This window comes from Nigerium sp., from assembly GCF_039811905.1.
In the GTDB taxonomy this organism is placed as follows: Bacteria; Actinomycetota; Actinomycetes; order Propionibacteriales; family Propionibacteriaceae; genus Propioniciclava.
This window is the reverse complement of the sequence record NZ_JBDHZL010000003.1, coordinates 71,661-95,235: the sequence shown is the minus strand read 5'-3', so window position 1 is coordinate 95,235 and position 23,575 is coordinate 71,661. Positions and strand designations below refer to the sequence as shown.

Annotated in this window: 20 protein-coding genes; 11 read left to right on the top strand and 9 right to left on the bottom strand. The window is 70.6% G+C overall.

All coding sequences use genetic code 11. The features are described 5' to 3' along the window. Nucleotides 1-168 precede the first annotated feature (168 nt). The 4 genes from WMJ97_RS01740 to WMJ97_RS01725 are packed head-to-tail and all read right to left on the bottom strand — an operon-like array spanning nt 169 to nt 3,890. On the bottom strand, nt 169-531 hold the full coding sequence (locus tag WMJ97_RS01740; RefSeq protein WP_347347229.1) for a biotin/lipoyl-containing protein: 363 nt from the start codon (nt 529-531) through the stop codon (nt 169-171). A 22-nt stretch (nt 532-553) separates the two neighbouring features. Further along, nucleotides 554-817 carry a hypothetical protein gene (locus WMJ97_RS01735; RefSeq protein ID WP_347347228.1) on the bottom strand — a complete coding sequence of 88 codons (264 nt, stop codon included), beginning with the start codon at nt 815-817 and terminating at the stop codon, nt 554-556. 11 nt (nt 818-828) lie between these two features. After that, nucleotides 829-2,382, bottom strand: a complete 1,554-nt coding sequence (locus WMJ97_RS01730; protein ID WP_347347227.1) for an acyl-CoA carboxylase subunit beta — start codon at nt 2,380-2,382, stop codon at nt 829-831. Nucleotides 2,383-2,393: 11 nt separating this feature from the next. After that, nucleotides 2,394-3,890: a methylmalonyl-CoA carboxytransferase subunit 5S gene (locus WMJ97_RS01725; RefSeq protein WP_347347226.1), complete on the bottom strand. Its 1,497-nt coding sequence runs from the start codon at nt 3,888-3,890 to the stop codon at nt 2,394-2,396. A gap of 365 nt (nt 3,891-4,255) precedes the next feature. Here WMJ97_RS01725 and typA point away from each other — a divergent pair, with 365 nt between their 5' ends. The 3 genes from typA (at nt 4,256) to WMJ97_RS01710 (ending at nt 10,389) form a co-directional block, all read left to right on the top strand. Further along, nucleotides 4,256-6,124, top strand: a complete 1,869-nt coding sequence (gene typA / locus WMJ97_RS01720; protein WP_347347225.1) for a translational GTPase TypA — start codon at nt 4,256-4,258, stop codon at nt 6,122-6,124. Between the two features lie 47 nt (nt 6,125-6,171). Next, entirely contained in the window at nt 6,172-8,433 is a 2,262-nt protein-coding gene (locus WMJ97_RS01715; protein ID WP_347347224.1) for a hypothetical protein, read from the top strand. Between the two features lie 165 nt (nt 8,434-8,598). Continuing rightward, the gene (locus WMJ97_RS01710) at nt 8,599-10,389 is read left to right on the top strand and encodes a hypothetical protein (RefSeq protein WP_347347223.1); all 1,791 of its coding nucleotides are present in this window, start codon (nt 8,599-8,601) and stop codon (nt 10,387-10,389) included. A 19-nt stretch (nt 10,390-10,408) separates the two neighbouring features. Here the strand turns inward: WMJ97_RS01710 and WMJ97_RS01705 are convergent, their stop codons facing one another. From WMJ97_RS01705 to WMJ97_RS01685, 5 genes are all read right to left on the bottom strand, one after another. Continuing rightward, complete coding sequence (locus WMJ97_RS01705; RefSeq protein ID WP_347347222.1) at nt 10,409-11,359, bottom strand: NAD-dependent epimerase/dehydratase family protein; 951 nt, start codon at nt 11,357-11,359, stop codon at nt 10,409-10,411. Then, nucleotides 11,356-12,363: a glycosyltransferase gene (locus WMJ97_RS01700; RefSeq protein WP_347347221.1), complete on the bottom strand. Its 1,008-nt coding sequence runs from the start codon at nt 12,361-12,363 to the stop codon at nt 11,356-11,358. The genes WMJ97_RS01705 and WMJ97_RS01700 overlap by 4 nt, the downstream gene beginning before the upstream one ends. Nucleotides 12,364-12,381: 18 nt before the next feature. Further along, nucleotides 12,382-13,239 (bottom strand): glycosyltransferase, encoded by an 858-nt coding sequence (locus WMJ97_RS01695; protein ID WP_347347220.1) that lies wholly within the window; start codon nt 13,237-13,239, stop codon nt 12,382-12,384. A gap of 114 nt (nt 13,240-13,353) precedes the next feature. Then, on the bottom strand, nt 13,354-14,307 hold the full coding sequence (locus tag WMJ97_RS01690) for a folate-binding protein (protein WP_347347219.1): 954 nt from the start codon (nt 14,305-14,307) through the stop codon (nt 13,354-13,356). After that, on the bottom strand, nt 14,304-14,801 hold the full coding sequence (locus tag WMJ97_RS01685; protein WP_347347218.1) for an FABP family protein: 498 nt from the start codon (nt 14,799-14,801) through the stop codon (nt 14,304-14,306). The genes WMJ97_RS01690 and WMJ97_RS01685 overlap by 4 nt, the downstream gene beginning before the upstream one ends. A gap of 134 nt (nt 14,802-14,935) precedes the next feature. Here WMJ97_RS01685 and dtd point away from each other — a divergent pair, with 134 nt between their 5' ends. The 8 genes from dtd to pstA all read left to right on the top strand — a co-directional run bounded on the left by dtd (nt 14,936) and on the right by pstA (nt 23,557). Then, complete coding sequence (gene dtd, locus WMJ97_RS01680) at nt 14,936-15,373, top strand: D-aminoacyl-tRNA deacylase (RefSeq protein ID WP_347347217.1); 438 nt, start codon at nt 14,936-14,938, stop codon at nt 15,371-15,373. A 122-nt stretch (nt 15,374-15,495) separates the two neighbouring features. Next, the gene (locus WMJ97_RS01675) at nt 15,496-16,167 is read left to right on the top strand and encodes a response regulator transcription factor (protein ID WP_347347216.1); all 672 of its coding nucleotides are present in this window, start codon (nt 15,496-15,498) and stop codon (nt 16,165-16,167) included. Nucleotides 16,168-16,173: 6 nt separating this feature from the next. Further along, nucleotides 16,174-17,031, top strand: a complete 858-nt coding sequence (gene mshD / locus WMJ97_RS01670) for a mycothiol synthase (protein WP_347347215.1) — start codon at nt 16,174-16,176, stop codon at nt 17,029-17,031. An 82-nt stretch (nt 17,032-17,113) separates the two neighbouring features. Then, nucleotides 17,114-19,228 carry an RNA degradosome polyphosphate kinase gene (locus WMJ97_RS01665; protein ID WP_347347214.1) on the top strand — a complete coding sequence of 705 codons (2,115 nt, stop codon included), beginning with the start codon at nt 17,114-17,116 and terminating at the stop codon, nt 19,226-19,228. Continuing rightward, a complete protein-coding gene (locus WMJ97_RS01660) occupies nt 19,229-20,110 on the top strand; it encodes an NUDIX hydrolase (protein WP_347347213.1) in 882 nt (293 codons plus the stop codon). A 190-nt stretch (nt 20,111-20,300) separates the two neighbouring features. Continuing rightward, on the top strand, nt 20,301-21,383 hold the full coding sequence (gene pstS / locus WMJ97_RS01655; RefSeq protein ID WP_347347212.1) for a phosphate ABC transporter substrate-binding protein PstS: 1,083 nt from the start codon (nt 20,301-20,303) through the stop codon (nt 21,381-21,383). Nucleotides 21,384-21,512: 129 nt separating this feature from the next. Next, a complete protein-coding gene (pstC, locus tag WMJ97_RS01650) occupies nt 21,513-22,481 on the top strand; it encodes a phosphate ABC transporter permease subunit PstC (protein WP_347347211.1) in 969 nt (322 codons plus the stop codon). After that, nucleotides 22,481-23,557, top strand: a complete 1,077-nt coding sequence (pstA, locus tag WMJ97_RS01645; RefSeq protein ID WP_347347210.1) for a phosphate ABC transporter permease PstA — start codon at nt 22,481-22,483, stop codon at nt 23,555-23,557. The genes pstC and pstA overlap by 1 nt, the downstream gene beginning before the upstream one ends. Nucleotides 23,558-23,575: the final 18 nt, after the last annotated feature.

Below are 23,575 nucleotides of genomic sequence, written 5' to 3'. Positions count from 1 at the left end.
CCGGGTTCGGCGTCCTCGCGTCACGATCCCGGACGCAGCGAAGCGGCCCGACCCCGCCGGGGTCGGGCCGCTTCGCGGCTGGTGCGGCGTCCGGCGCGTGGTTCGTCACGGGTCCGAAGACCCGTGCGAAGTCCGCCCCTCGCGCCTGGTCGCCGCCAGCCGGACTCGCTACTCGGCGATCTCGATCAGGCCCTGGCCGCCCTGGACGGCGTCGCCCTTGCCGACCAGGATCGCGCCCACCTTGCCGGCCTTCGGCGCGGTGATCTCGGTCTCCATCTTCATGGCCTCCAGGACGAGCAGCACGTCGCCCGCTTCCACGGACGCGCCCTCCTCGACCAGGATGCGCGCCACCGAGCCTGCCAGCGGCGCGGTCACCGCGTTGGAGCTGGCGCCCGGCATCTTGGCCGTGGTCGGGGCGGCCGGAGCGGCCGACCCACCGATGACGATCGGGCCGAGCGTGGGGCGCTCCTCCTCCTGGACCTCCACGTCGATCGCGTATGCCGTCCCGTTGACGGTCACTTTCAGTTTCATGGCTTCCTACCTGTCTTGTGGATCAACGGACGTGCGGCACGCTGCGGTCGTGGACGCGCTCGCGGCCCTCCTGGGCCCAGCCGCGGCTGCCATGCAGCCGGACTGCGCGCACCTTGGCCTTGTGCCCGAGGAAGGCCGCCACGGCCGCCGAGATGGCGACCATGGTGTCCTCGGAGATCTCCTCGTTGCTCCGCAACTCGGAAACCTGGCCCTCCAGCGCGGACAGACGCGTCGTCAGGTCGGCGACCAGCGCCTGCAACTCGGCGACGGTTGGCTCGTTCGACATCGTCCCTCCGATCAGGCCGGCCCGAGGCCGTGCTTCTTGGACGGCCGCAGCTCGCGCTTGGTCGCGAGCAGCTCCAGGGCCGTCGCGACCTGACGCCGGGTGTCCGCCGGATCGATGATGTCGTCGACGAGGCCGTGGGCGGCCGCCGTGTACGGGGAGCTGAACGTGGTGCGGTACTCCTCCACCAGTTCCTCGCGCTTGGCCGCCGGATCATCCGCGGTGTCGATCTCCCGCTTGAACACGACCGCGGCTGCGCCCTCGGCCCCCATGACCGCGATCTCGGCGGTCGGCCAGGCGAACACCTTGTCGGCACCCAGGTCCTTGGAGCACATGGCGATGTACGCGCCGCCATAGGCCTTGCGCATGACCACCGTGATCTTCGGGACGGTCGCCGCCGAGTACGCGTACAGCATCTTCGCGCCGTGGCGGATGATGCCGCCGTGCTCCTGGGCGACGCCGGGCAGGAAGCCGGGGACGTCCACGAGGTTCACGACCGGGATGTTGAAGGCGTTGCAGAAGCGGATGAACTTGCTGCCCTTGTCGGAGGAGTCGATGTCGAGCACGCCGGACATGACGCTCGGGTTGTTGGCGATGAAGCCGACCGTGCGCCCGACGATGCGGCCGAAGCCGACCACCAGGCTCGGCGCGAAGCCGGCCTGCACCTCGAGGAAGTCCTCGCGGTCGACGATCCCCCGGATCACGTCGCGGACGTCGTAGCCCTTGTTCGCCTCGACCGGGATGATGTCGCGCAACGCCGGGTTCGGGTCCACGTTCTCGTCGGGATCGACGAGCGGGGCGTCCTCGGAGTTGTTCTGCGGCAGGAAGCTCAGCAGCTTCTGGGCGATCAGGATGGCCTGCTCGTCGTCGTCGGCCACGAAGCTGACGACGCCGGACGCCATCTGCGCGTCCGCGCCGCCCAGCGCGTCCTGCGTGACCTCTTCACCGGTGACCTGCTTGATGACCCCGGGGCCCGTGATGAACATGTGGGCCTGGCGGGTCTGGATGATGAAGTCGGTCAGCGCCGGGCTGTAGGCCGCGCCGCCGGCGCACGGGCCGGCGATGATCGAGATCTGCGGGACGGCACCCGACAGCTTGACGTTGCTGTAGAACACCTTGCCGTAGCCGGACAGCGCGTCGATGCCCTCCTGGACGCGGGCGCCGCCGGAGTCGTTGATGAAGATGAACGGGGTGCCCGTCTTCAGCGAGTTCTCCAAGGCGTCCGACACCTTGATCGAGTGCGTCTCGCCGGCGGAACCGCCGGCCACGGTGAAGTCCTGGCTGGCGATGTTGACGCCACGCCCGAACACCGCACCCGACCCGGTCACGACGCCGTCGGCGGGCATGTCCGCCTTGTCCATGCCGAAGCTGGTGGTTCGGTTGCGCCGGAACGCGCCGACCTCTTGGAACGAGCCCGGGTCGAGCAGCTCCTCGATGCGCTCACGCGCGGACTTCTTGCCCTTGGCGTGCTGCTTCTCGATGCGCTTCTCGCCACCGCCCGCCTCGACCTTCGCGCGGGCCTCCTCGAGCGTCTTCAGGCGATCCTTCATGGTGAGTTTCTTAGCCATGTTTCCTGTCCTCAGGCCGGTTCAACCTGGACGCTGTGCGAGCGCCCGTTGAACGACACGTTGTACTTGATCGGGCCGCGGACGGCCTTGGCCGACCCGTCGGCCGCCGCCTTCTCCGCAGCCAGTTGCTCGGCGGTCTTGCCGACGTTCTTCGGGCCTTCGTCGCGGTTCTCGAAGAACTTGGGCGCGACACCGGGGAACATCGCGTTCGTCAGGACGTCCTCCTCGGTCCCGTCGAAGCCGGGCAGCGCCTTGGCGTCCGCGACCAGCTTGTCCCACTCGGGGTCGAGCAGATCGGCCGGACGCTCCGTGATCGGCTCCTTCTTCGTCTGCGCCTCGGCCAGCTTGATGACCTCGGGGTCGCGCTCGCCGATGCACTCGCCGTAGTAGCCGAGCATCAGGTCGGCGAACTCGCCGGTCATGACCTTGTAGCGGCCCATCAGCACGTTGAACACGGCCTGCGTGCCGACGATCTGCGACGACGGGGTGACGAGCGGCGGGTAGCCGGCGTCCTTCTTGACGATCGGCACCTCCTCCATCACCTCACGGATGCGGTCGCCCGCGCCCTGAGCCTTGAGCTGGCTCTCCATGTTGGAGAGCATGCCGCCCGGGATCTGGCTGCTGAAGATGTCGGTGTCCACGAGGGTGGCCGACTCGAAGGCCTTGTACTTCGGGCGGATGGTCGCGAAGTGGTCGCGGATCTTGATCAGCCGGTCCATGTCGAGGCCGGTCGTGTACTCCGTGCCCTCGAGCATCTCGACGAGCGATTCGGTCGGGTTGTGGCCCGGGCCGAGCGACATCGAACTGATGGAGGTGTCCACGACGTCCGCGCCGGCCTCAATGGCCTTCATCAGCGTGACGAGGGTCACGCCCGTGGTGGAGTGGCAGTGGACGTTGATCTGCGTGTCCTCGCCGTAGGTCTCCTTGATGCCGCGAATGATGTCGTACGCGGGCTGCGGCTTGAGCAGGGCCGCCATGTCTTTCAGGGCGATCGACTCGGCGCCCATGTCGAGCAGCTGCCCGGCCAGGTGCACGTAGCCCTCGACGGTGTGCAGCGGGCTGATCGTGTAGCAGATCGTGCCCTGCGCATGCTTGCCGGTCTTCTTCACGGCCGCCATCGCGCGGGCCATGTTGCGCGGGTCGTTCAGCGCGTCGAAGACGCGGAACACGTCCATGCCGTTCTCCGCGGACTTCTCCACGAACTTGTCGACCACCGTGTCTTCATAGTGGCGGTAGCCCAGCAGGTTCTGGCCGCGCAGCAGCATCTGCAGTTTGCTGTTGGGCAGCAGCTTGCGGAACGTCCGCAGACGCTCCCACGGATCTTCATTCAGGAAGCGGATGCACGCGTCATACGTGGCTCCGCCCCAACACTCAACGCTCCAGTAGCCGGCCTGATCAATGTCCTCACACGCGTCGACCATGTCTTCGAGCGCCATGCGAGTGGCCATGAGGCTTTGGTGAGCGTCTCGAAGGACGAGCTCGGTGACACCAATTTTTCGTGGACTCATGGGCCCAGTCTTCCACCGGGCCCGGGACGCCGCAGGGCGGGGGGAACATTCACCTCGGTTTGAGACGATGTCGCTCGTGATGCGAGACTGCCGCTCCGACGTCTGCACCCATGTGGGCCCGGCTGACTGAGGCCTGGGAAGACGTCCACCGAACCGCCCGGACGCCGGGTCACCAAGTGGACGCCAGCGGCGTCCGCGCGCGTGTGGGAAGTCAGGCCGGACGCCTCCGCGCGAGCCCCGGGCCCACCCCGGTGGCGGATGCCCGGAGGCCGGATAGAATCAACGGGACGCCCCCGCCGGCCGGCCGCGGGCTATCGCGCGGGCCGGCGTCCACCTTCTTTTTTCGTCAATCTTCTGGAGACTCGATGCCCACTCGCGCCGACCTGCGCAACGTCGCCATCATCGCCCACGTCGACCACGGCAAGACCACGCTCGTGGACGCGATGCTGTGGCAGTCCGGCGCGTTCCGGGAGAACCAGGACGTCGACAAGCGCGTGATGGACTCGATGGATCTGGAGCGCGAGAAGGGCATCACGATCCTGGCGAAGAACACGGCCGTCGAGCGGGTGACCCCCGCGGGCGAGCACGTGACGATCAACATCATCGACACCCCTGGTCACGCCGACTTCGGCGGCGAGGTCGAACGCGGCCTGGAGATGGTGGACGGCGTCCTGCTGCTCGTGGACGCCTCCGAGGGCCCGCTGCCCCAGACCCGGTTCGTGCTGCGCAAGGCGCTGGCCAAGAAGCTGCCGATCATCGTGGTCATCAACAAGGTCGATCGCCCGGACTCCCGCATCAGCGAGGTCGTCGACGAGGTCTACGCCCTGTTCATGGATCTCGTGGACGACGATTCCGCCGACGCGCTCGACTTCCCCATCGTCTACTGCGCGGCGAAGGCGGGGCGGGCGTCCCTGGAGCAGCCCGCCGACGGCGGGCTGCCCGACTCCCCCGACCTCGAGCCCCTGTTCGAGACGATCATGACCACGATCCCGGCGCCGACCTACGCCGAGGGAGCACCGCTGCAGGCGCACGTGACGAACCTCGACTCCTCCCCGTACCTCGGCCGCCTCGCGCTCTGCCGCGTCGTCTCCGGCGAACTGCACCGCGGGCAGACGGTCGCCTGGATCCGGCGCGACGGCTCCGTGCAGAACGTGAAGCTGTCCGAGCTCTTGATGACCAAGGCGCTCGAGCGCCTCCCCGCCGAGCACGCCGGCCCCGGCGACATCGTCGCGATCGCCGGCATCCCGGACATCACGATCGGCGAGACCCTCGCCGATCCCGACGACCCGCGCCCGCTGCCGCTCATCCACGTCGACGAGCCGTCGATCTCGATGACGATCGGCATCAACACGTCTCCCCTGGCCGGCAAGGCCGGCAAGAAGCTCACGGCCCGGCTGGTGAAGGCCCGCCTGGACGCCGAGCTGATCGGCAACGTCTCCATCCGGGTCGAGCCGACGGAGCGCCCCGACACGTGGGAGGTCCAGGGTCGCGGTGAACTGCAGCTCGCCGTGCTCGTCGAGATGATGCGCCGCGAAGGGTTCGAGCTGACGGTCGGCAAGCCCGAGGTGCTGGTGAAGCAGATCGACGGCAAGCTGCACGAGCCGGTGGAGCGGCTGACCGTCGACATCCCCGAGGAGCACGTCGGCACGGTCACCCAGCTCATGGGCACGCGCAAGGGCCGCATGGAGCAGATGATCAACCACGGCACCGGCTGGGTGCGCATGGAGTTCGTCATCCCGGCGCGCGGGCTGATCGGCTTCCGTACCGAGTTCCTGACCGAGACGCGCGGCACCGGCATCATGAACCACGTCTACGAGGGCTACGAGCCGTGGGCCGGCGAGATCAAGACGCGGATGACCGGCTCCCTCGTCGCCGACCGGCTGGGAGCCGTGACGGCTTACGCGCTGTTCAACCTGCAGGAGCGCGGCGTCCTGTTCGTCGCCCCCGGCGACGAGGTGTACGAGGGCATGATCGTCGGCGAGAACCCGCGCCCCGACGACATGGACGTCAACCCGACCAAGGAGAAGAAGCTCACCAACGTCCGGTCGTCCACGGGCGAGGAACTGGAGCGGCTCGTGCCGCCCCGGCTGCACAGCCTCGAGCAGGCGCTCGAGTTCTGCCGCTCCGACGAGTGCCTCGAAGTGACGCCGGCGGCCGTCCGGATGCGCAAGGTGACCCTGGACGCCGCGGACCGCGCCAAGCAGCGCAACCGCGCCAAGAAGGTGGACGCCTGAGCGGCGCCTTCCGCGGGTGACGGGGCGGATCCCCCTACGCTGACGCCATGCCGGTAGCCGCCCCCGCCCCTGACGCCCCGCCCCGCAACCAGGCGGGTGGCGGGCGCCTCCTCCGCTGGGTCGGCCCGATCGCCGCGCTGGCCGTCGCCGGCTACGGCGTCGCCCTCGCGCTCATGGCCGGGGCCGGCGCCGGGGCGACCGCGGCGTTCTGCGCCTACTGGCTGCTGGCCGTGCTCGTACCCGGAACGCTGGTCCACAAGGGGCTGCGCGGCACTCAGGGCACCTGGGCGGCCGACCTGACGTACGGCGCGGTGACCGGCCTGGCCCTCGAGTTGTTCGCCTGGGCCGCGTTCACCCTGGCCCACGCCCAGCACCTGCTCATCGCATGGCCGGCGGTCTCGCTGCTGGTGCTCGCCTTCCCCGGCGCCCGTCGGCGGTTGCGGCAGAGGCCGGAGTCCGTCGCCCACCCGGGTTGGGCCATCGCGACCGCCGCCGCCATCGCGATCGGCTTCCAGGGCCTCTACCGCACGTACCTGACCGCCTACGACCTGCTGCCCTTCCGGCGCTCGTACTACGTCGACCTGCCGTGGCACATGTCCCTCATCGCCGAGGCGCAACGCGCCTTCCCCCTACTCACGCCCCAGTTGGCGGACGCCGGCCCGATCAAGTACTCGTGGTTCGTCCACGCGCACCTGGCCGCGGCGTCCCTGGTCTCGGGGGTCGACTACACCGTGATCTTCCTGCGGCTGTGGCCGCTGCCGATCATCGCGCTGGCCGTGCTCGCGCCCGCAGTCGTGACGCGGCAGCTGACGAAGTCGGCCGGCGCGGGCGCGCTGGCGGCCTGGCTGACGCTGACGGCCGCGTCCTTCCCGTGGTGGTCGGCCTACACGGGCGCCGACGACATCTTCCGGCCGGTCTCCCCCACGCAGCTCTACTCGTTGCCGATCAGCACGCTGCTGCTGGGCGTCCTGGTGCCGCTCGTGCGCTCCGGGCGGGCCGCCGGGGCGGGGACGGCCGTGGTGGCCGGCCTGCTGGCCGTCCTGACGATGGGCAGCAAGAGCTCGATCATGCTCATGATCGCGTGTGGGGTCGGCGCCGCCTGGCTGGCCTGCCTGGCTCTGAGGCGCAACCGGGCGGTCACGTTCGGCCTGACCGCCTCGGCCGGCGTCCTGACGCTCGGCGCGCTCGCGCTGGTCTCCGGCGGCAACTACGGGACGCGGCTGCAGCCGTTCGCCAGCCTCACGCTGCTGCCCGCCTACCGCGTGCTCGTCGGGCCCAACGACTTCCTCGCCCCCCTGCCGCCCGGGTTCCGCGAACGCGGTGGGCTGGTGCTGCTCGGCGTCCTGCTGGTGGCGGTGCTGGTGCGGTTCGCCCGGCAACTGTCCTTCCTGCTGCCGTTCTTCGACGGACGCCTCCGGCGCGACCCCGCCGCCTGGCTGTTCGCGGGGGCGGTCTTCGCGGCGTGGCCGCCGTTCTTCCTCATGGGGCACCGCGGGCACAGCGAGTACTACTTCCAGTATGGGGCGGTGCCGTTCGCGGCCGTCCTGCTGGCCTGGTGGGCGAGCGGCGTCGTCGGCGACGACCGGGGCGCCCGGCGCGTCGCCCTCGGCGTGGGGGCCGGCGTAGCCCTCGCGAGCCTCGCGGTTGCCACAGTGCTCCGGTGGCGCGTCGGCCCCAGCGGCGGCGCCGCCTGGTGGGCGGCCGGTCGCGACTTCGCGCTCCAGGTCGGGGTCGGCGCCGTCGTGCTGGGCGTGGTGTCCCTCATCGCATGGGTGCTCGCCCGACGCGGCCGCGCCGCGCTCGCAGGCGTCCCGGTGGCCCTGCTGCTCGCGCCCTCGTTCGGCGGCGTCGCGTCGACGGTCACCGTCGAACCGCGTCCGGTCGCCGGGGCGACCCTGCCCACGAACCTGCCCGAGGGGGAGGCGGCGCTGTGGCTGCGGGAGAACACGGCGTCCGACACCCTCGTCGCGACGAACGCCCCCTGCCTGAACAGCGCACCGTCGCTGGAGTGCTTCGCGCGTCGGTGGTGGATCTCCGGGCTGGCCGGGCGGCGCGTTCTACTGGAGGGGTGGGGCTACACGTCGGCCTTCGACGGGACGCGCTTCACCGATCCGGCGCTCTACGATTTCAACGCGTCGCTGTTCGCCGACCCGACGCCGCAGAACCTCGGCGAGGCGTACGGCCGGGGCGTGCGGTGGCTCGTCGCCGAGCGGCTGCCGGGCCTGACCGTGTCCCCGCGCCTCGACACGCTCGCCGACAAGCGGTACGACAACGGAACCGTCGCGATCTACGAGTTGCGGCGTCCCTAAGTGTCTGAGACGCCCGGCGGGGGCGGTGTCCTCGCCCCCGCCCACACCCCTAGCATCGTTAGGGTGCACCTGTCCGTAACCCCCCGGCCCGACGCGGTCACGCCCTCTGCCACGCGCCCCCCTCGGCGAGACTCCACCCCGTCCCGCGCGCGGACGACCACCTGGGTGCTCGCAGCCGTCCTGCTCCACGCCGTCGTCCAGTGGAACGCGCTCCTGTTCGTCGGCGACGCCCCCTTCTCGCACCTGCGCACGTACGCGTCGCCCGACCAGCTCGGCTACATGGCCATCTCGGCCGATGTCGCGCACGGCAACTGGGCCCGCGTCGAGCCGTACACCGAGACCGGCCTGAACACGTACCCCCGCCTCTACTACACGTTGATCGGCGCCTTGGCCGGGCTGTTCCACATCAGCCCGGTGCTGGCCTGGAACCTGACCGGGGCCCTCCTCCAGTCGGTCATGGTCGGCGGCCTCGCGGCCCTGTTGGTCCGGCTCAGCGGACGCCGCTGGGCCGCCCTCGGCGCCCCCCTCGCGTTCCTGGTCGGCGTCGGGGGGTGGCTCGTGCAGGGCTCGTGGAGGATCACCCTCGAGGCACACGCGGTGCTGTGGGGGCCGTACGGTGTCCTGACCATCCTGAACGCGGAGGCCGCCGGGCTGTCGATCGGCATCGGCGCGCTGATCCTGCTCGCGTTCGCCTGGCTGACACCCCGGACCCCGCGGACGCGTTTCCTCCTGACGGTGGCCGCGGCCGCCCTGGTCGGCGTCACGGCGAACGGCCAGACCTATTCGTTCCTCATGTTGGTCTACCTGGTGGGCGCGATCGTCAGCCTTCACGCGCTCATCTCCGGACGCCGCTGGGTATTGCTCGGCCTCACGGGCGCCCTGCTGGCGGCGATGTACGCCCTCGGCCCGCTCGCCGCCGGACGCCTCGGCCAACTGCCGACGCTCGTGCTGGGCTTGACGCCGTTTCTGCCCGGCATCGCCGTCATTGCGGTGCGGCACCTGCGTCCGACGCTGGCCACCGCCGGCGCGTGCGCGGCGCTGGCCGCCCCCCAGATCCTCACCACCGTGCGGGACCTCGGCTCAGGCGACCCGTTCCTGACCTACCGCGTGGCGTCCAACAAGAACCTCGGGGTCATGTTCCCGGAGACTGCCGTGGCCATGGCCCCCGTCGCGATCCCGCTGCTGCTGCTCCTGGTCGTCACCTGGCGCAGGGACCCGAAGCTCGCCGCCGCCAGCCTCGCGGGCCTCGTCGTGTGGCCCTACGGCGCCGCCAACGACGTCTGGGGCGCCAACGCCGAGCCCTACCGGTTCTGGATCGACCTGCTGGTCGTCGCGTCCGTGATCGTCATGATCGTGCTCGCCGCCCTGGCCGGAGCGCCCGACGGCCGCCCAGGGACGCCCGACGGCGGGCCCGCACCCCGGCGCCCGGCCCCGCTGCGCGCGGTGACCGCAGCCACGTTGGCCCTCTACGCCCTCACGCTGCCCGACTACGCGCTCTGGGTGACCAACCCCGGCATGCGCGCGACCTGGAACCCCCACACGCCGCGGGCGCAGGCCGTCGCCGCCACCGCGTCCCGCGCCGACGACGGCACGAGCGCGCTGCTGCTCCCCGACCGCTGCCTCAACTCGCAGACCGTGAAGGTCACGTCGGGCGCGCCGCTCGCCTACTACCGGCTCGGGATGGCGTGGCCCGCCGACCGCGCCGCGGTCGACCGGGTCATGGGCCAGACCCGCAAGAAGCTGACCCTCGCCGCCGCCGGCGAGGCGGGCGTCCGGTACGTGGTGGCGGACTCGGCGTGCGATCAGGGCTGGCTCGCCGACGTTCGGGACCACCTCGACGAGGTGACGTCGGCCGACTACACGCCGCGGCCCGACCTCATCGAGGGCGCCGCGCCGGGAGCCTCGACGGCTCCCGCGGACGCACCTCAGCGCATCACGCTGTACCGCCTGCGCTGACCTCTGGACGCGTCCGTCGCTAGCCGGACGCCTCCAGCAGTCGTCGTTGCAGGTCGTTGAGCGTCCGCTGGACGCCCACGGCGAACGGAGTGGAGGGCCGGGCGTCCAGCTCGGGCCACACGACGGAGCGCATGCTCAGGTCGCGCGCCTGCAGCCCCGACGCCGGTGAGGCGCCAAGCACGATCGGGGGCCGCTTCTTGAAGACGAGCCGCAGATCCCCCAGAACAGATCCGATCGTGAGCGCCTGGCCGCTCGCCAGGATCTTGGTGACGACCAGGCCGCCGCCGGACGCCTCCGCCCGAAGCCGGTCGAGCCCGTCGAGGACCAGGTCGGCGCAGTCGGTCACGTAGAGGTAGTCGCGCAGGGTGTCCAGCGACGACCAGATGTGACTCGGACGCCGCTGCAGGAAGGCCGCGCACAGTTGCGAGACCAGCCCCTGCGCCTTGGCGAGGTTCTGGCCCGGGCCGTACAGGTTCGCGATGCGTCCGATGAGTGCGGGCGTCGCGGTCCGGCGCGCCCAGTCGGCCACCATCCGCTCCGCCTCCAGCTTCGCGAAGCCGTACGCCGCCAGCGGCTTGACGGGAGACTCCTCCGAGTACGGCGGGTTGCCCACACCCGCGTACACCCCACCCGCGGACGACGAGAGGAAGAACGCGCCGCCGCGTCCCTGGTCGGGCAGCCCGCCGAGCGCCGCGGCCAGCGCGGCGAGTTCGTCGTCGAGGGACTCCTTGGTGGCCCCGGTGACGCCCGCGCCGGCGCACCACACGACCTGCCACCGACCTCCGGCGCGCTCGGACGCCTCGGCCACCAGGCGCGCCGCGGCGTCCGCGAGCACGGCCTGGGCAGGCTCGGGCTCGGACCACGGCACGCGCGGCCCCTCGAACAGGACGCCGCGCCCACCCAGCCGCTCGACCACATGGCGGCCGAGCAGGCCGCCCGCCCCGACCACCCAGGTGAGCGGCAGGTTCACGACGAGCTCCGCGACCCCGGACGCCGGCCGTGCGGCCCGACCGCCGGGTCGCTCAGGATGAGGTACGGGGGCTTACCCATCGCCATGCTGACGGCGACGCCCACGTACTCGGCGATCACGCCGAGGGAGAACAGGATCAGGCCGGTCGCCATCAACAGGATGACGATCGTCGACGTCCACCCCTGCGGGGCGGCGTGGGTCACGATGTTCATCACGACGAGGAACAGCGCGTACACCACGCCGACGATCGCGAACAGGGCGCCGAGCCCGCTCACGATGCGCAGGCCGCGGGTGCCGCTGGAGAGCACGAGCCGCCAAAAGTGCGACAGCAGCCGCGGCAGGTTGTACCCGGACGCCCGCCCGCCCTCGGCGCGCAGCCGGACCGGCACCTGGGCGATGCGCCCCATGACCCAGCTCAGCGCGACGTCGAGATAGACACCGTGGCCCGCGTAGGCGGCAACGCTGCGGCCCGCGTCGCCGACCATCAGGCGGTAACTCTGGAAGGTCGCCGTCTTCGTACCGGTGAGGAAGGTCGAGAAGAACCACTTCGCGCCCGCGCTCAGCACGTTGCGCAGCGCCCCGTGCGGGGCCGGGTTGGTCGGGTCGGCGTAGACGAGTTGCGCCTGTTGCGACATCGCGACGTCGAGGAACGCGGGGATGTCGGCCGGGTCGTGCTGACCGTCCTCGTCCAGCGTGGCGATCCAGTCGCCGCTGGAGGACGCCATCCCCGCGAGCGTCGCCGGGTGCTGCCCGAAGTTGCGGCTCAGCCATACCGGCTTCACGAAGTCGTACCGCTCGGCCAGGTCGGCGATCACGTCTGCCGACGCATCCGGCCCGTTGTCCCACACCAGCAGCCACTCGGTGACGTGCCAGCGATGGCCGTCGGGGCTCGTCTGCGGGGTCGCGAGCGCAGCGATCTCGTCGGCCAGCCCCGGCAACGTGCGTTCCCCCTTGTAAACCGGGGTTACGACAGAAACGCGATGCAGCTTGTCGGGGTTCGTCACGGCTTGAAGCCTAGCCGATCAGGACTCCTGTCCCGGGGAAGCCGACGCCGCCATCTTGCGGCCCAGCCACAGGTAGGTGAGCCGGCGCGCGACGGCCATGCCGCGCGCCATCGTGTCCCCCCGGACGAGGTCGGTCCGGCTGAGCAACCCGGGGTTGTTGCGGGCCAGCCGATGGTGGAACGACACGACCTGGTCGGACTGCTGCTTGGCCAGGTCGACGCTCCACTGCTGGTCGCTGATGCGGAAGCTGGCGAGCACCTCGTCGACCGCGTGAAACCGCCCCAGCATGAGGACATTGCAGTAGGTCGCCTGGTCGATGACGAACGGATCCCCGTCGTCCCAGCCGCCCGCCGCGTCGAACGCCGACCTCCGGAACAACACACAGCCGGGCTCACCGAAGATGTTCGTGCCGAGCAGCACGGTCCGCCGCGCGGCGGCCGCGCCCGGGGCGGTGCCGGAGAACCCGCCCAGCCCCCGCCCCGCCACGAGGATGTTGCCCCGCGCGTCGATCAGCTTCCGCGGGCTCGCGACCAGCACCACGGAGGGGTCGGCCACCATCGGCGCGACCTGCCGCTCCAGGGACGCCGGCGCGATGAGGTCGTCGCCGCACACGAGCTTGAGATACTCCCCGGACGCCTCAGCGCTGACGCGCTTCCAGTTCGCCGGCGCCCCGCCGCCCGGGTCGTTGCGGACGAGCCGTACCCGCGGGTCGGACGCGTACCCCTGCAGGATCTCCCAGGTGCCATCGGTGCTGGAGTGGTCGGAGACGATCACCTCGAAGTCGGTGAAGGTCTGCGCGAGGATCGAGTCCATCGTCTCCGCGATGAACGCGGCACTGTTGTACGACGGCACGACGACGGACACGGTCGGGCTCACGGGGCACCCCTCTCCAAGCGTGGCGGCAGCAATCTACCAATCCGCCCCGGCGCGGGCGGGACGCCTGGCCGAGGCGGCCAACTCGTGCGGCCGAGCGCCCGGGAGCCCCGCGGTTCAGCCCAGCTTCGGGCGCACGTGCATGCCGACCTCGGGGTCGACGACGGCCTCCTGGGACGCCGCGACCGGGCCCGCCTGGAGGGCGGCGTCCAGCGGGACATTGCGCTTGACGAGGCCCAGCGCGATCGGGCCGAGCTCGTGGTGGTGCGCCGACGTGCCCACGCGCCCCACGACACGGCCGCCGAGCGTCAGCTCGGCCCCGACCTCCGGAAGATCGCCGGCCGAACCGTCCAGGTGCAGCAGCGTGAGGCGACGCGGGGGGCGTCCGAGGGTGTGGACGCGCGCGACCGTCTCCTGCCCGCGGTAGCAGCCCTTCGCGAGGTGCACGGCCGCGCCGAGGCGGTGGCCGACCGGGACGGCGATCTCGTTCGGGATGGTGCGCTCGTCGGTGTCGAGGAAGATCCGCGGCTGCCCGGACGCGATCCGCACCGCCTCGGACGCCCACGTCCCCGCCCGGCGCTCGCCGAGCGCGGCGTCCAGCGCGGAGCGCTCCACGATGCGCGGGCCGACGCCTGCGCTGCCCGCCGCACCGTCGGCGTCCTCGCCGGGAGCGACGATCATCGCGTGCGTCGCGCTGCGATCGGCGAGCTCGACCCGGGAGGCGAACCGCATGCGATCGAGCCACCCGAGCAGCGCCTCCAGGCGGTCGGGCTCGGTGGACGCCCAGAACGTCTCGCCGTCGTCGACGCCGCCGAACACGTGCTCGATGCGCCCGTTCGGGTCGAGGATGAGCGCGGTCGTCCAGACGCCGGGCGCGAGGTCGTCCAGCTTCTGCGACGTGAGCGCGTGGAGCCAGGTGAGGCGGTCGGCACCGGCGACGCTGAACACCGGACGGTGCCCGAGATCCACGGACGCCTCCCCCGCCTCGAGCCAGCGCTGCTCGCGCAGCGGGTCGCCGTAATGCAGCGGCGCGCCCGCGTCGGGCCCGGAGTCGTTGACGACGGCGCTCATGCGCGCTCCAGCGTCGCCCACATGTAAGGGCGCAGCGGCTCGTCGGACGTCGCGCGGTCGAAGCTGTACATGAGCTTGCCCTCGACCAGGCCGTACAGCCGGCGTCCGGCCGTGTACTCGACGGTCGCCAGCGGCGACCGGACGACGGCGTCCGTCGTCAGGTCGACCCGCCCCGGCTGCAACTTGCCGTACCAGATCTCGGAGTAGCCCTCGGGGCTGCACATCACGACGTCCGCCTCGGCCTTGGGCGACGCCCGCCAGAAGCCGGTCTCGATCGTCAGCGGCTCGTCCGGACGCCCCTCGTCGTCGAGCGTGAACAACTGCGCGAGGTAATGCAGATAGTCGGAGCCGTTCTCCGCGAAGTCGATCTGGACGCCGAACGTGGTCTTGCCCTCGCCCGGCCACTCGCGATAGCCGGTGCCCTCCCAGCGGCCGCGCAGCCACGCCAGGCCGGCGAGGGCCGGGTTGAGGTCTTCGGGAATCTCGAATGTCACTGGCACACCTTTCAACGTCTGTCCTTGAGGCAACGCACCCGTCCCCGCCCATGTTCCCAGGTGCGCTGGTGACAGGCGACCCGGACGCCTCCCCGCCCCGACCGGACCGGCGCGAACCCACTAGGGTGGACGCCGTGCGACTGGTGGTGCAGCGCGTGCGGAGCGCGTCGGTGACGGTCGACGACCGGGTCGTCGGCGAGATCGGCGCCGGGCTGCTGGTCCTCGTCGGCGCGGCCCCCGGCGACACGCCCGAGATCGCCGACCGCCTCGCTGACAAGGTGTGGGGCCTGCGGATCCTGCGCGGCGAGCGCAGTTGCTCCGACGAGGACGCGCCGCTGCTCGTGGTGAGCCAGTTCACCCTCTACGGGGACGTCCGGAAGGGGCGGCGCCCGTCCTGGAACGCGGCCGCGCCCGGCTCGATCGGCGAGCCCCTGGTGGACGCCTTCGTCGCGTCCCTGCGCGCCCGCGGCGCGCGCGTGGAGACCGGGATCTTCGGCGCCGACATGGCGGTCGCCCTCGTCAACGACGGCCCCGTGACGCTGGTGGTCGACTCGGCGATGTGGGCGTCCTGACCCGCGCGCGACGAGGCCGCTCAATTATTGGCGCCTCGCATTCCCTAGAAAACCCCTACGTTAAAGTGTTGCCGACGATCGCGGCCCGAATCGAGACCCGCGGCTGACCGGAAGGGGTAGGGATGGCGCGATTGCTGTTCGTGTCCGCGGATTCCTCGTCCGACCCCGGGGTCACCCTTCCGGCTTTGGAGTTGCTCGCGCACGACGTCCGGGTGGCCACGCCCGATGCGACCGCGCTCAACGAGGCGGCCCGCGTCGACGGTGTCCTCGTGGACGCCCGCCGCGACCTCGCCGCCGCCCGCATGGCCTGCCGGCTGTTCGCGGCCAGCGGCAGCTCGGTGCCCCTCCTGCTCGTGCTGACTGAAGGCGGCTGCGCCACGGTGACGGCCGACTGGGGCATGACCGACATCGTCGTCGAGTCCGCCAGCCCGGTCGAACTGGACGCCCGCATCCGCCTCCTCGTCGCCGGGTCCCTGAGCGACGGCCTGATCTCCGCCGGCGGCATCACGATCGACGAAAGCGCCTATCACGCGGCCCTGCAGGGGCGTCCGCTGGATCTGACGTACACCGAGTTCGAACTGCTGAAGTACCTCGTCCAGCACCCCGGGCGCGTCTTCAGCCGCGAGCAGTTGCTCTCCGACGTCTGGGGCTACGACTACTACGGCGGCACGCGGACGGTCGACGTCCACGTCCGGCGGCTCCGCGCGAAGCTCGGGCCCGAACACGAGAACCTGATCGGCACGGTCCGCAACGTCGGCTACCGCTTCACCCCCGAGGGCACGCGGCTAATCTGACGTGGCATGGACGACCTCCGCAGCCAGCCCAGCCTCACCCCCGATGAGCGCGCCGCCGTGCTCGCCCTCGTGGCCGACGTCGAACGCGCCGACGGCGTCGACCCCCTGAACGAAGAGGCCCACCTCGCCCTCGAGCGCGACGAGGCCCGGCACTGGCTCGCCGAGCGTGACGGCGTCCTGGCCGGCTACGCGCAGGCCGACCTCGGGCAGGGCACCGCGCAACTGTGCGTGCATCCCGGACGCCGCGGCGCCGGCCTGGGCCGGCGCCTCGCGGACGCCGTGGCGGCCGAGGTGGGCGGCGTCCAGTTCTGGGCGTTCGGCGATCTGCCGGCCGCGCGGGCGCTCGGGGCGTCCCTCGGGCTGAGCGTCGGGCGGGAACTGCTGATCATGGCGCGTCCGCTGCCCGCGGACCTGGGCGCGCCGCCGGCGCCCGCGGACGTCCGGATCACCGGCTTCACCCCCGACGCGACGGACGCCTTCCTCGCCGTGAACGCCGCCGCCTTCGCGGGGCACCCCGAACAGGGTTCGTTCTCGGCCGCCGACCTCGCCGCCCGGCAGGCCGAGCCGTGGTGGGACCCCTCGGGGCTGCTGCTGGCCTGGGACGCCGACGGCCTCGCCGGCTTCCACTGGACCAAGCGCCACCCCGGCACGACCGGCGAGGTCTACGTGATCGGCGTCCACCCGCGCACGAAGGGACGCCGGCTCGGCTCGACGCTGCTGCAGGCCGGGCTCGACAAGCTGGCCTCCGACGGCTGCGACCGCGTGATCCTGTATGTCGACGGCGACAACGCGCGGGCAGTCGAGCTCTACGAGCGCTCCGGTTTCGCGGTCGTCCACCGCGACGTGCTGTACGCCTCTGCGTAGTTGGAACGGCACGGCCCGTCGTTAACCCGGGCATGCCATAGTGAGGTCCCGCACCGTCCGGACGCCGAGAACGAGGAGGAGCATGTCCGCCGCGCCGAAGCTCGAAACCGAGGACGCCCCCGAGCTGCCGTCCGGCCGCTACTTCGACCGCGAGCTGTCCTGGCTGGCGTTCAACAACCGGGTGCTCGACCTGGCGAAGGACGCCAAGCGCGTCCCGCTGTTGGAGCGCACCAAGTTCCTGGCGATCTTCAGCTCGAACCTGGACGAGTACTTCATGGTGCGCGTGGCCGGCCTGAAGCGACGCATCGCGGCGGGCGTCGCGCTGCCGGGGGCGTCCGGGATCCTGCCGCGCGATCTGCACGAGCAGATCCTCGCGCGCATCCACGAACTGGTCGCCGACCAGGCCCGGGTCTTCGCCGAGGACGTCCGGCCGGCGCTGGCGGCCGAGGGCATCCAGATCCTCTCGTGGGCAGAGCTGACCGAGAGCGAGCGCCGCGAGATGACGACGCTGTTCGAGGAGCGCATCTACCCGATCCTGACGCCGCTGGCGGTCGACCCGTCGCACCCGTTCCCGTACATCTCCGGGCTGTCGATCAACCTCGGCGTCCTGCTGCGCAACCCGAACACCGGGCACCGGCAGTTCGCGCGGGTGAAGCTGCCGACGATCATCGCGCGGTTCATCAAGCTCGGCGACTCGCGGTACGTGCCGCTGGAGGACGTGATCGGCCACCACCTCGGCATGATCTTCTCAGGCATGGAGGTGCTGCAGTGGGCGACCTTCCGGGTCACCCGCAACGAGGATCTCGAGGTGGAGGAGGACGACGCGGAGAACCTCCTGCACGCCCTGGAGAAGGAGTTGCTGCGCCGCAAGGTCGGCCGTCCGCCGGTGCGGCTCGAGGTCGAGGAGGGCGTCGACGAGCGCATGCTCGAACTGCTCGCCGCCGAGCTCGAGATCGACGACCGGGAGGTGTTCGTGCTGCCCGGGCCGCTCGACCTCACCGGCCTGTTCGCCGTGGCCGGCGTCGACCGCGACGACCTCTCCTATCCCCCGTTCCTGCCGAAGACGCACCCCGAGCTGGCCGAGGTCGAGACCGCCCAGCCGGCCGACCTGTTCAAGACGCTGCGGCGCCGCGACGTGCTGCTGCAGCACCCCTACGACTCGTTCGCGACGAGCGTCCAGCGGTTCATCGAGCAGGCGGCGGCCGACCCCGCGGTGCTCGCGTTGAAGCAGACCCTGTACCGCACCTCGGGCGACTCGCCGATCATCGACGCCCTCATCGAGGCCGCTGAGGCGGGCAAGCAGGTGCTCGTCATCGTGGAGATCAAGGCCCGGTTCGACGAGCAGGCCAACATCGGCTGGGCCCGCAAGCTGGAGCGCGCGGGGTGCCACGTCGTCTACGGCATCGTGGGGCTGAAGACGCACTGCAAGCTGTCGCTGGTGATCCGCGACGAGCCCGACGGCCTGCGTCGCTACGCCCACATCGGCACCGGCAACTACAACCCGAAGACGGCCCGGCAGTACGAGGACATGGGGCTGCTCACGGCCAATCCGATCGTCACCGACGACGTCGCGCGCGTGTTCAACCACCTGTCCGGCATGACGCAGGAGACGCACTACCGGCGGCTGCTCGTCGCCCCCGAGGGCATCCGCGACGGCCTGCTCGACCTCATCCACACCGAGACGCGCAACGCGCTCGCGGGGCGTCCGGCGGGCATCCGCATCAAGGTGAACTCGATGGTCGACGAGCGCATCATCGACGCCTTGTACCTCGCGTCGCGTGCGGGCGTACCGGTGGATCTGTGGGTGCGCGGCATCTGCGGCATCCGTCCGGGGGTGCCGGGGCTGAGCGAGAACATCCGCGTCCGCAGCATCCTGGGCCGCTTCCTCGAGCACAGCCGGCTGTTCTGGTTCGACAACGCCGGCTCGCCCATGGTGGGCCTCGGCTCGGCCGACATGATGCACCGCAACCTCGACCGGCGCGTCGAGGTGCTCGTCTCCATCACGAATCCGCGGCACGTCGCGAAGATCGAGAGCCTCTTCGACCTGGCTTTCGACCCCGACACCGCGTCGTGGTGGCTCGACGACACGACGTGGTCGCGGCACGTCCTCGACGACGAGGGCGAGCCGAAGCGCGACCTGCAGGACTACCTGATCGCCCATGTCGGGCAGCCGCGCCGCCATCAGGAGGGCCGGTAGATGCCCCGCCACCAGATCGTCGCGGCGGGGCTCGTGGTGCTCGACCGCAGCAAAGGCCCCGGCCCGCGCGTCCTGTTGGTGCACCGGCCGGCGTACGACGACTGGACGCTGCCGAAGGGCAAGATCCATCCCGACGAGTACCTGGTGTCGTGCGCCCAGCGCGAGACCCTGGAGGAGACGGGGGTCACGGCGTCCGTCGAAATGCCGTTGGGCAAGGTCGAATACCAGGTGGGCGGCGGCGACAAGGTCGTCCACTACTGGGTGGGGCGGCCCCAGGGGCAGAAGAAGCGCAAGCCCGACAAGGAGGTCGACCGCGTCGTCTGGCTGACCGTCAAGAGCGCGCTGCACCGCATGACCTACGGCGACGAGCGCATGATGGTCGACCGGGCCGTCGAGGCGACGGAGACGACGCCCGTGCTGGTCGTCCGGCACGCGAAGGCGATGGATCGCAAGCACTGGAGCGGACGCGACCAGGGGCGTCCGATCACCGGCCGCGGACGCAAGCAGTCGCGCCGGCTCATCCCGCTGCTGGACGCCTACGGCGTCACCGCGCTGGCGTCGTCGAGTTCGAACCGGTGCGTCCAGACGCTGAAGCCGTACTCGAAGTCGTCCGGGCACGAGATCGAGACGTGGGCGGCGCTGTCGGAGGAGCAGGCGAAAGACAACGAGAAGGGCGTCCGGCAGGTCATGAAGCGGCTGCAGCACGACGCCCTCAAGGCGCGGACGCCGCTGGCCGTGTGCGGGCACCGCCCGGTGCTTCCGGCGATGCTGGAGTCGCTGGACGTGCCGGTCCGCGCCATGCAGACGGCCGCCGTCGCGGTCGCTCACCTGGACCTCGACGGCAACACGATTGCCGTCGAGTGGCACCGCCCGCGGGTCTGACGATCCCGGCAAAACCGCTAGTGAGCCCGGGGGCAGCGGCCGCAACCCCGCGCGTTCACCATCCGTTCACCTGGCCACGGTCTGATCGTCACGGCGTTTGTTTACTTTGATCCTGAAGCCATCGAATGCCTGGCCTTCGGGGTCGCCGCGTCTTGCAGCCCCCGTCGCGAATCGACTAAAGGACACATCTGTGAAGACGAAGAAAGTCGCCGCTCCCCTTGCGATCATGGCCGCAGCCGCGCTCGGCCTGTCGGCCTGTGCGCCGGCAAACGAGGCCGGCACCTCCAACGGCAACGGCCTGAGCGGCACGCTGACCGGCAAGGGCGCCTCCTCGATGAAGGCCGCGCAGGACGCCTGGCGCGCCGCCTTCCAGCAGCAGAACGGCGGGGTGACCGTCAACTACTCCCCCGACGGCTCCGGCGCCGGGCGCGAGTCGTTCATCGCGGGCGCGGTGCAGTTCGCCGGCTCCGACCGGGCTCTGAAGGATGACGAGATGGGCGCGGGCAAGTTCGCCAAGTGCACCTCCGACTCCAACGCGCTGAACCTGCCGGTCTACATCTCCCCCATCGCGATCGTCTACAACGTGCAGGGCGTCGACAACCTCAAACTGGACGCCGACACGGCCGCCGGCATCTTCGCCGGCAAGATCACCAAGTGGAACGACCCGAAGATCGCCGCGCTGAACGCGGGGGTGAACCTGCCGAACGCGAACATCACGGCCGTCCACCGGTCCGACGACTCGGGCACGACGGACAACTTCACGGACTACCTGCACCAGGCCTCGCCGTCGGTGTGGACGAACGCGAACAGCGGCACCTGGCCGGCGGGCATCAAGGGTGAGGCGGCCAAGGGCACCTCGGGCGTCATCGACGCCGTCAAGACCGGCACGAACACGATCGGCTACGCCGACGAGTCCGCCGCCCGCGAGCTCAGCGTGGCCGAGCTGAAGGTCGGCAGCGAGTTCCTCAAGCCGAGCGCCGAGGCTGCCGCGAAGATCGTGGACGCCAGCAAGCAGGTCGCCGGCCGATCCGAGCACGACCTGGCGATCAAGCTGGACCGTAAGGCCGCCGGCGCCTACCCGGCGGTGCTCGTCTCGTACGCGATCGTCTGCGAGAAGTACAAGGAGGCCGCGGACGCCTCGCTGGTGAAGGCGTACATCGGCTACATCGGCTCCGACGCCGGCCAGCAGGCCGCCGCGAAGGAGGCCGGCAGCGCCCCGCTCTCGTCCGACATGAGCGCGAAGGTCAAGGCCGCGGTCGACTCGATCCAGTGAGCTGACCGAACCCACCCCCATCAACCCGCCGCCGCTGCCCATCGAGGGGCTCCCCTCTCGATGGGCAGCGGGTGAGCGGGAACACGATTTCCGTCGCGCGGCCGCCGCGCTCAATCCCCAGGGGATACCGTGACCACCTCACCATCCACGCTCGAGACTCATGCGGAGAATCCGCTGATCCCGGCCAAGAAACGCATCGGCGATCGGGTGTTCTCCAGCCTGTCCACCGGCTCGGGCATCATCATTCTCGTCATCCTGGCCCTCGTCGCGGGGTTCCTGCTCATGCAGGCGTTCCCGGCGCTCACCTCGACGCCCGCGCAGCTCACCGCCCAGGGCTACGGGCCCTTCTTCTCCTGGGTCGCCCCGTACGCCTTCGGCACCGTGTGGTCGTCGTTCCTCGCGCTGCTGTTCGCGGTGCCCGTCGGCGTCGGCATCGCGCTGTTCATCTCGCACTACGCGTCACGCAAGCTGGCCCAGCCCATCGGGTACGTCATCGACCTGCTGGCGGCCGTCCCGTCCGTCGTCTACGGCCTCTGGGGCGCCAACACGTTCGCCCCCGAGATCAACCGGGCGTGGATCTGGCTGAACCACAACCTGCACTGGTTCCCGCTGTTCGGCGGGCAGGCGTCCGGAACGGGCCGCACGATGCTGACCACCGCGCTCGTGCTGGCCGTCATGGTGCTACCGATCATCACGTCGCTGTGCCGCGAGGTGTTCCTGCAGACCCCGAAGCTGCATGAGGAGGCGGCGCTCGCGCTGGGCGCCACGCGCTGGGAGATGATCAAGATGTCCGTCTTCCCCTTCGCCCGCGCCGGCATCGTGTCGGCCGTCATGCTGGCCCTCGGCCGCGCGCTCGGCGAGACGATGGCCGTGGCCATGATCCTGTCCGGCACCAACACCATCAACTTCCAGGTGCTGACCTCCAACAACCCCAACACGATCGCGGCGACCATCGCCTTGAACTTCCCCGAGGCATACGGCCTGCGCACCAACCAGTTGATCGCCGGCGGCCTCGTGCTGTTCGTCATCACGCTGGCCGTGAACATGGTCGCCCGCTGGATCGTGAACCGCCGCAAGGAATTCTCGGGAGCCAACTGATGTCCACCTCCACCACCTCGGCCCCGGCGCGCCCCAGCGCCACGAATCCCTTCACGGCCGGCAAGCTGCCCCGCTGGGCCCCGCCCGTGACGCTCGTCGTGTCCCTCATCGTCGGTCTGCTGGCGACACTCGCCCTCGGTGGGCTGAACGTCGTCGGCGGTATCGCCCTCGGCGCGGTGCTCTACCTCGTGGCCATCCAGGTGTGGTCGACCGTCGTCGAGGGCTGGCGCAAGGCGTCCGACCGGATGGCCTACCACCTGGTCGTCGGCGCGTTCATCATCGCCCTGATCCCGCTCTTCTGGCTGATCTTCGCCACGCTCGCGCGCGGCCTGCAGCGGTTCGACGTGACGTTCTTCACCTACTCGATGCGCAACGTGATCGGCGACGGCGGCGGCCTCGCGCACGCCCTCTCGGGCACGCTGTGGGTCACCGGCATCGCGACCCTGATCTCGGTGCCCATTGGCCTGCTAACGGCCGTCTACCTGGCCGAGTATGGGCACGGCGCCCTGGCGCGCGGCATCACGTTCTTCGTCGACGTCATGACGGGCATCCCCTCCATCGTCGCGGGCCTGTTCGCCTACGCGCTGATGACCCTCTTGATCGGGCCCGGCACGCAGAACGGCCTGTCCGGCGCGTTCGCCCTGTCGGTGCTGATGATCCCGGTGGTCGTCCGGTCGACCGAGGAACTGCTGCGGATCGTTCCCAACGAACTGCGGGAGGCGTCCTATGCTCTGGGCGTGCCGAAGTGGAAGACGATCCTGCTGATCGTCATCCCGACGGCGATCTCCGGCATCGTGTCGGGCGTCATCCTCGCGATCGCCCGCATCATCGGCGAGACCGCCCCCCTGCTCGTCTCGGCCGGCTTCACCGACAGCGTCAACAACAACCCGCTGGGCGGGCCCATGATGACGATGCCGGTGTTCGTCTACACCCAGTACGCCTACCCCGGGGTGCCGCCGGAGCCGTATCACGCCCGCGCATGGGCCGGCGCCTTGACCCTGATCCTGCTCGTCATGGCCCTCAACCTGGTGGGCCGTCTGATCGCCCGCCACTTCGCCCCCAAGGCCGGGCGCTGACCACCCGGTACGGGAGAA

Bases quoted from the DNA above. Each gene is read 5' to 3' on its own strand.
- WMJ97_RS01740 (WP_347347229.1), bottom strand. From the start codon at position 531: ATGAAACTGAAAGTGACCGTCAACGGGACGGCATACGCGATCGACGTG.
- WMJ97_RS01735 (WP_347347228.1), bottom strand. From the start codon at position 817: ATGTCGAACGAGCCAACCGTCGCCGAGTTGCAGGCGCTGGTCGCCGAC.
- WMJ97_RS01730 (WP_347347227.1), bottom strand. From the start codon at position 2,382: ATGGCTAAGAAACTCACCATGAAGGATCGCCTGAAGACGCTCGAGGAG.
- WMJ97_RS01725 (WP_347347226.1), bottom strand. From the start codon at position 3,890: ATGAGTCCACGAAAAATTGGTGTCACCGAGCTCGTCCTTCGAGACGCT.
- typA (WP_347347225.1), top strand. From the start codon at position 4,256: ATGCCCACTCGCGCCGACCTGCGCAACGTCGCCATCATCGCCCACGTC.
- WMJ97_RS01715 (WP_347347224.1), top strand. From the start codon at position 6,172: ATGCCGGTAGCCGCCCCCGCCCCTGACGCCCCGCCCCGCAACCAGGCG.
- WMJ97_RS01690 (WP_347347219.1), bottom strand. From the start codon at position 14,307: ATGAGCGCCGTCGTCAACGACTCCGGGCCCGACGCGGGCGCGCCGCTG.
- WMJ97_RS01675 (WP_347347216.1), top strand. From the start codon at position 15,496: ATGGCGCGATTGCTGTTCGTGTCCGCGGATTCCTCGTCCGACCCCGGG.
- mshD (WP_347347215.1), top strand. From the start codon at position 16,174: ATGGACGACCTCCGCAGCCAGCCCAGCCTCACCCCCGATGAGCGCGCC.
- WMJ97_RS01665 (WP_347347214.1), top strand. From the start codon at position 17,114: ATGTCCGCCGCGCCGAAGCTCGAAACCGAGGACGCCCCCGAGCTGCCG.
- WMJ97_RS01660 (WP_347347213.1), top strand. From the start codon at position 19,229: ATGCCCCGCCACCAGATCGTCGCGGCGGGGCTCGTGGTGCTCGACCGC.
- pstA (WP_347347210.1), top strand. From the start codon at position 22,481: ATGTCCACCTCCACCACCTCGGCCCCGGCGCGCCCCAGCGCCACGAAT.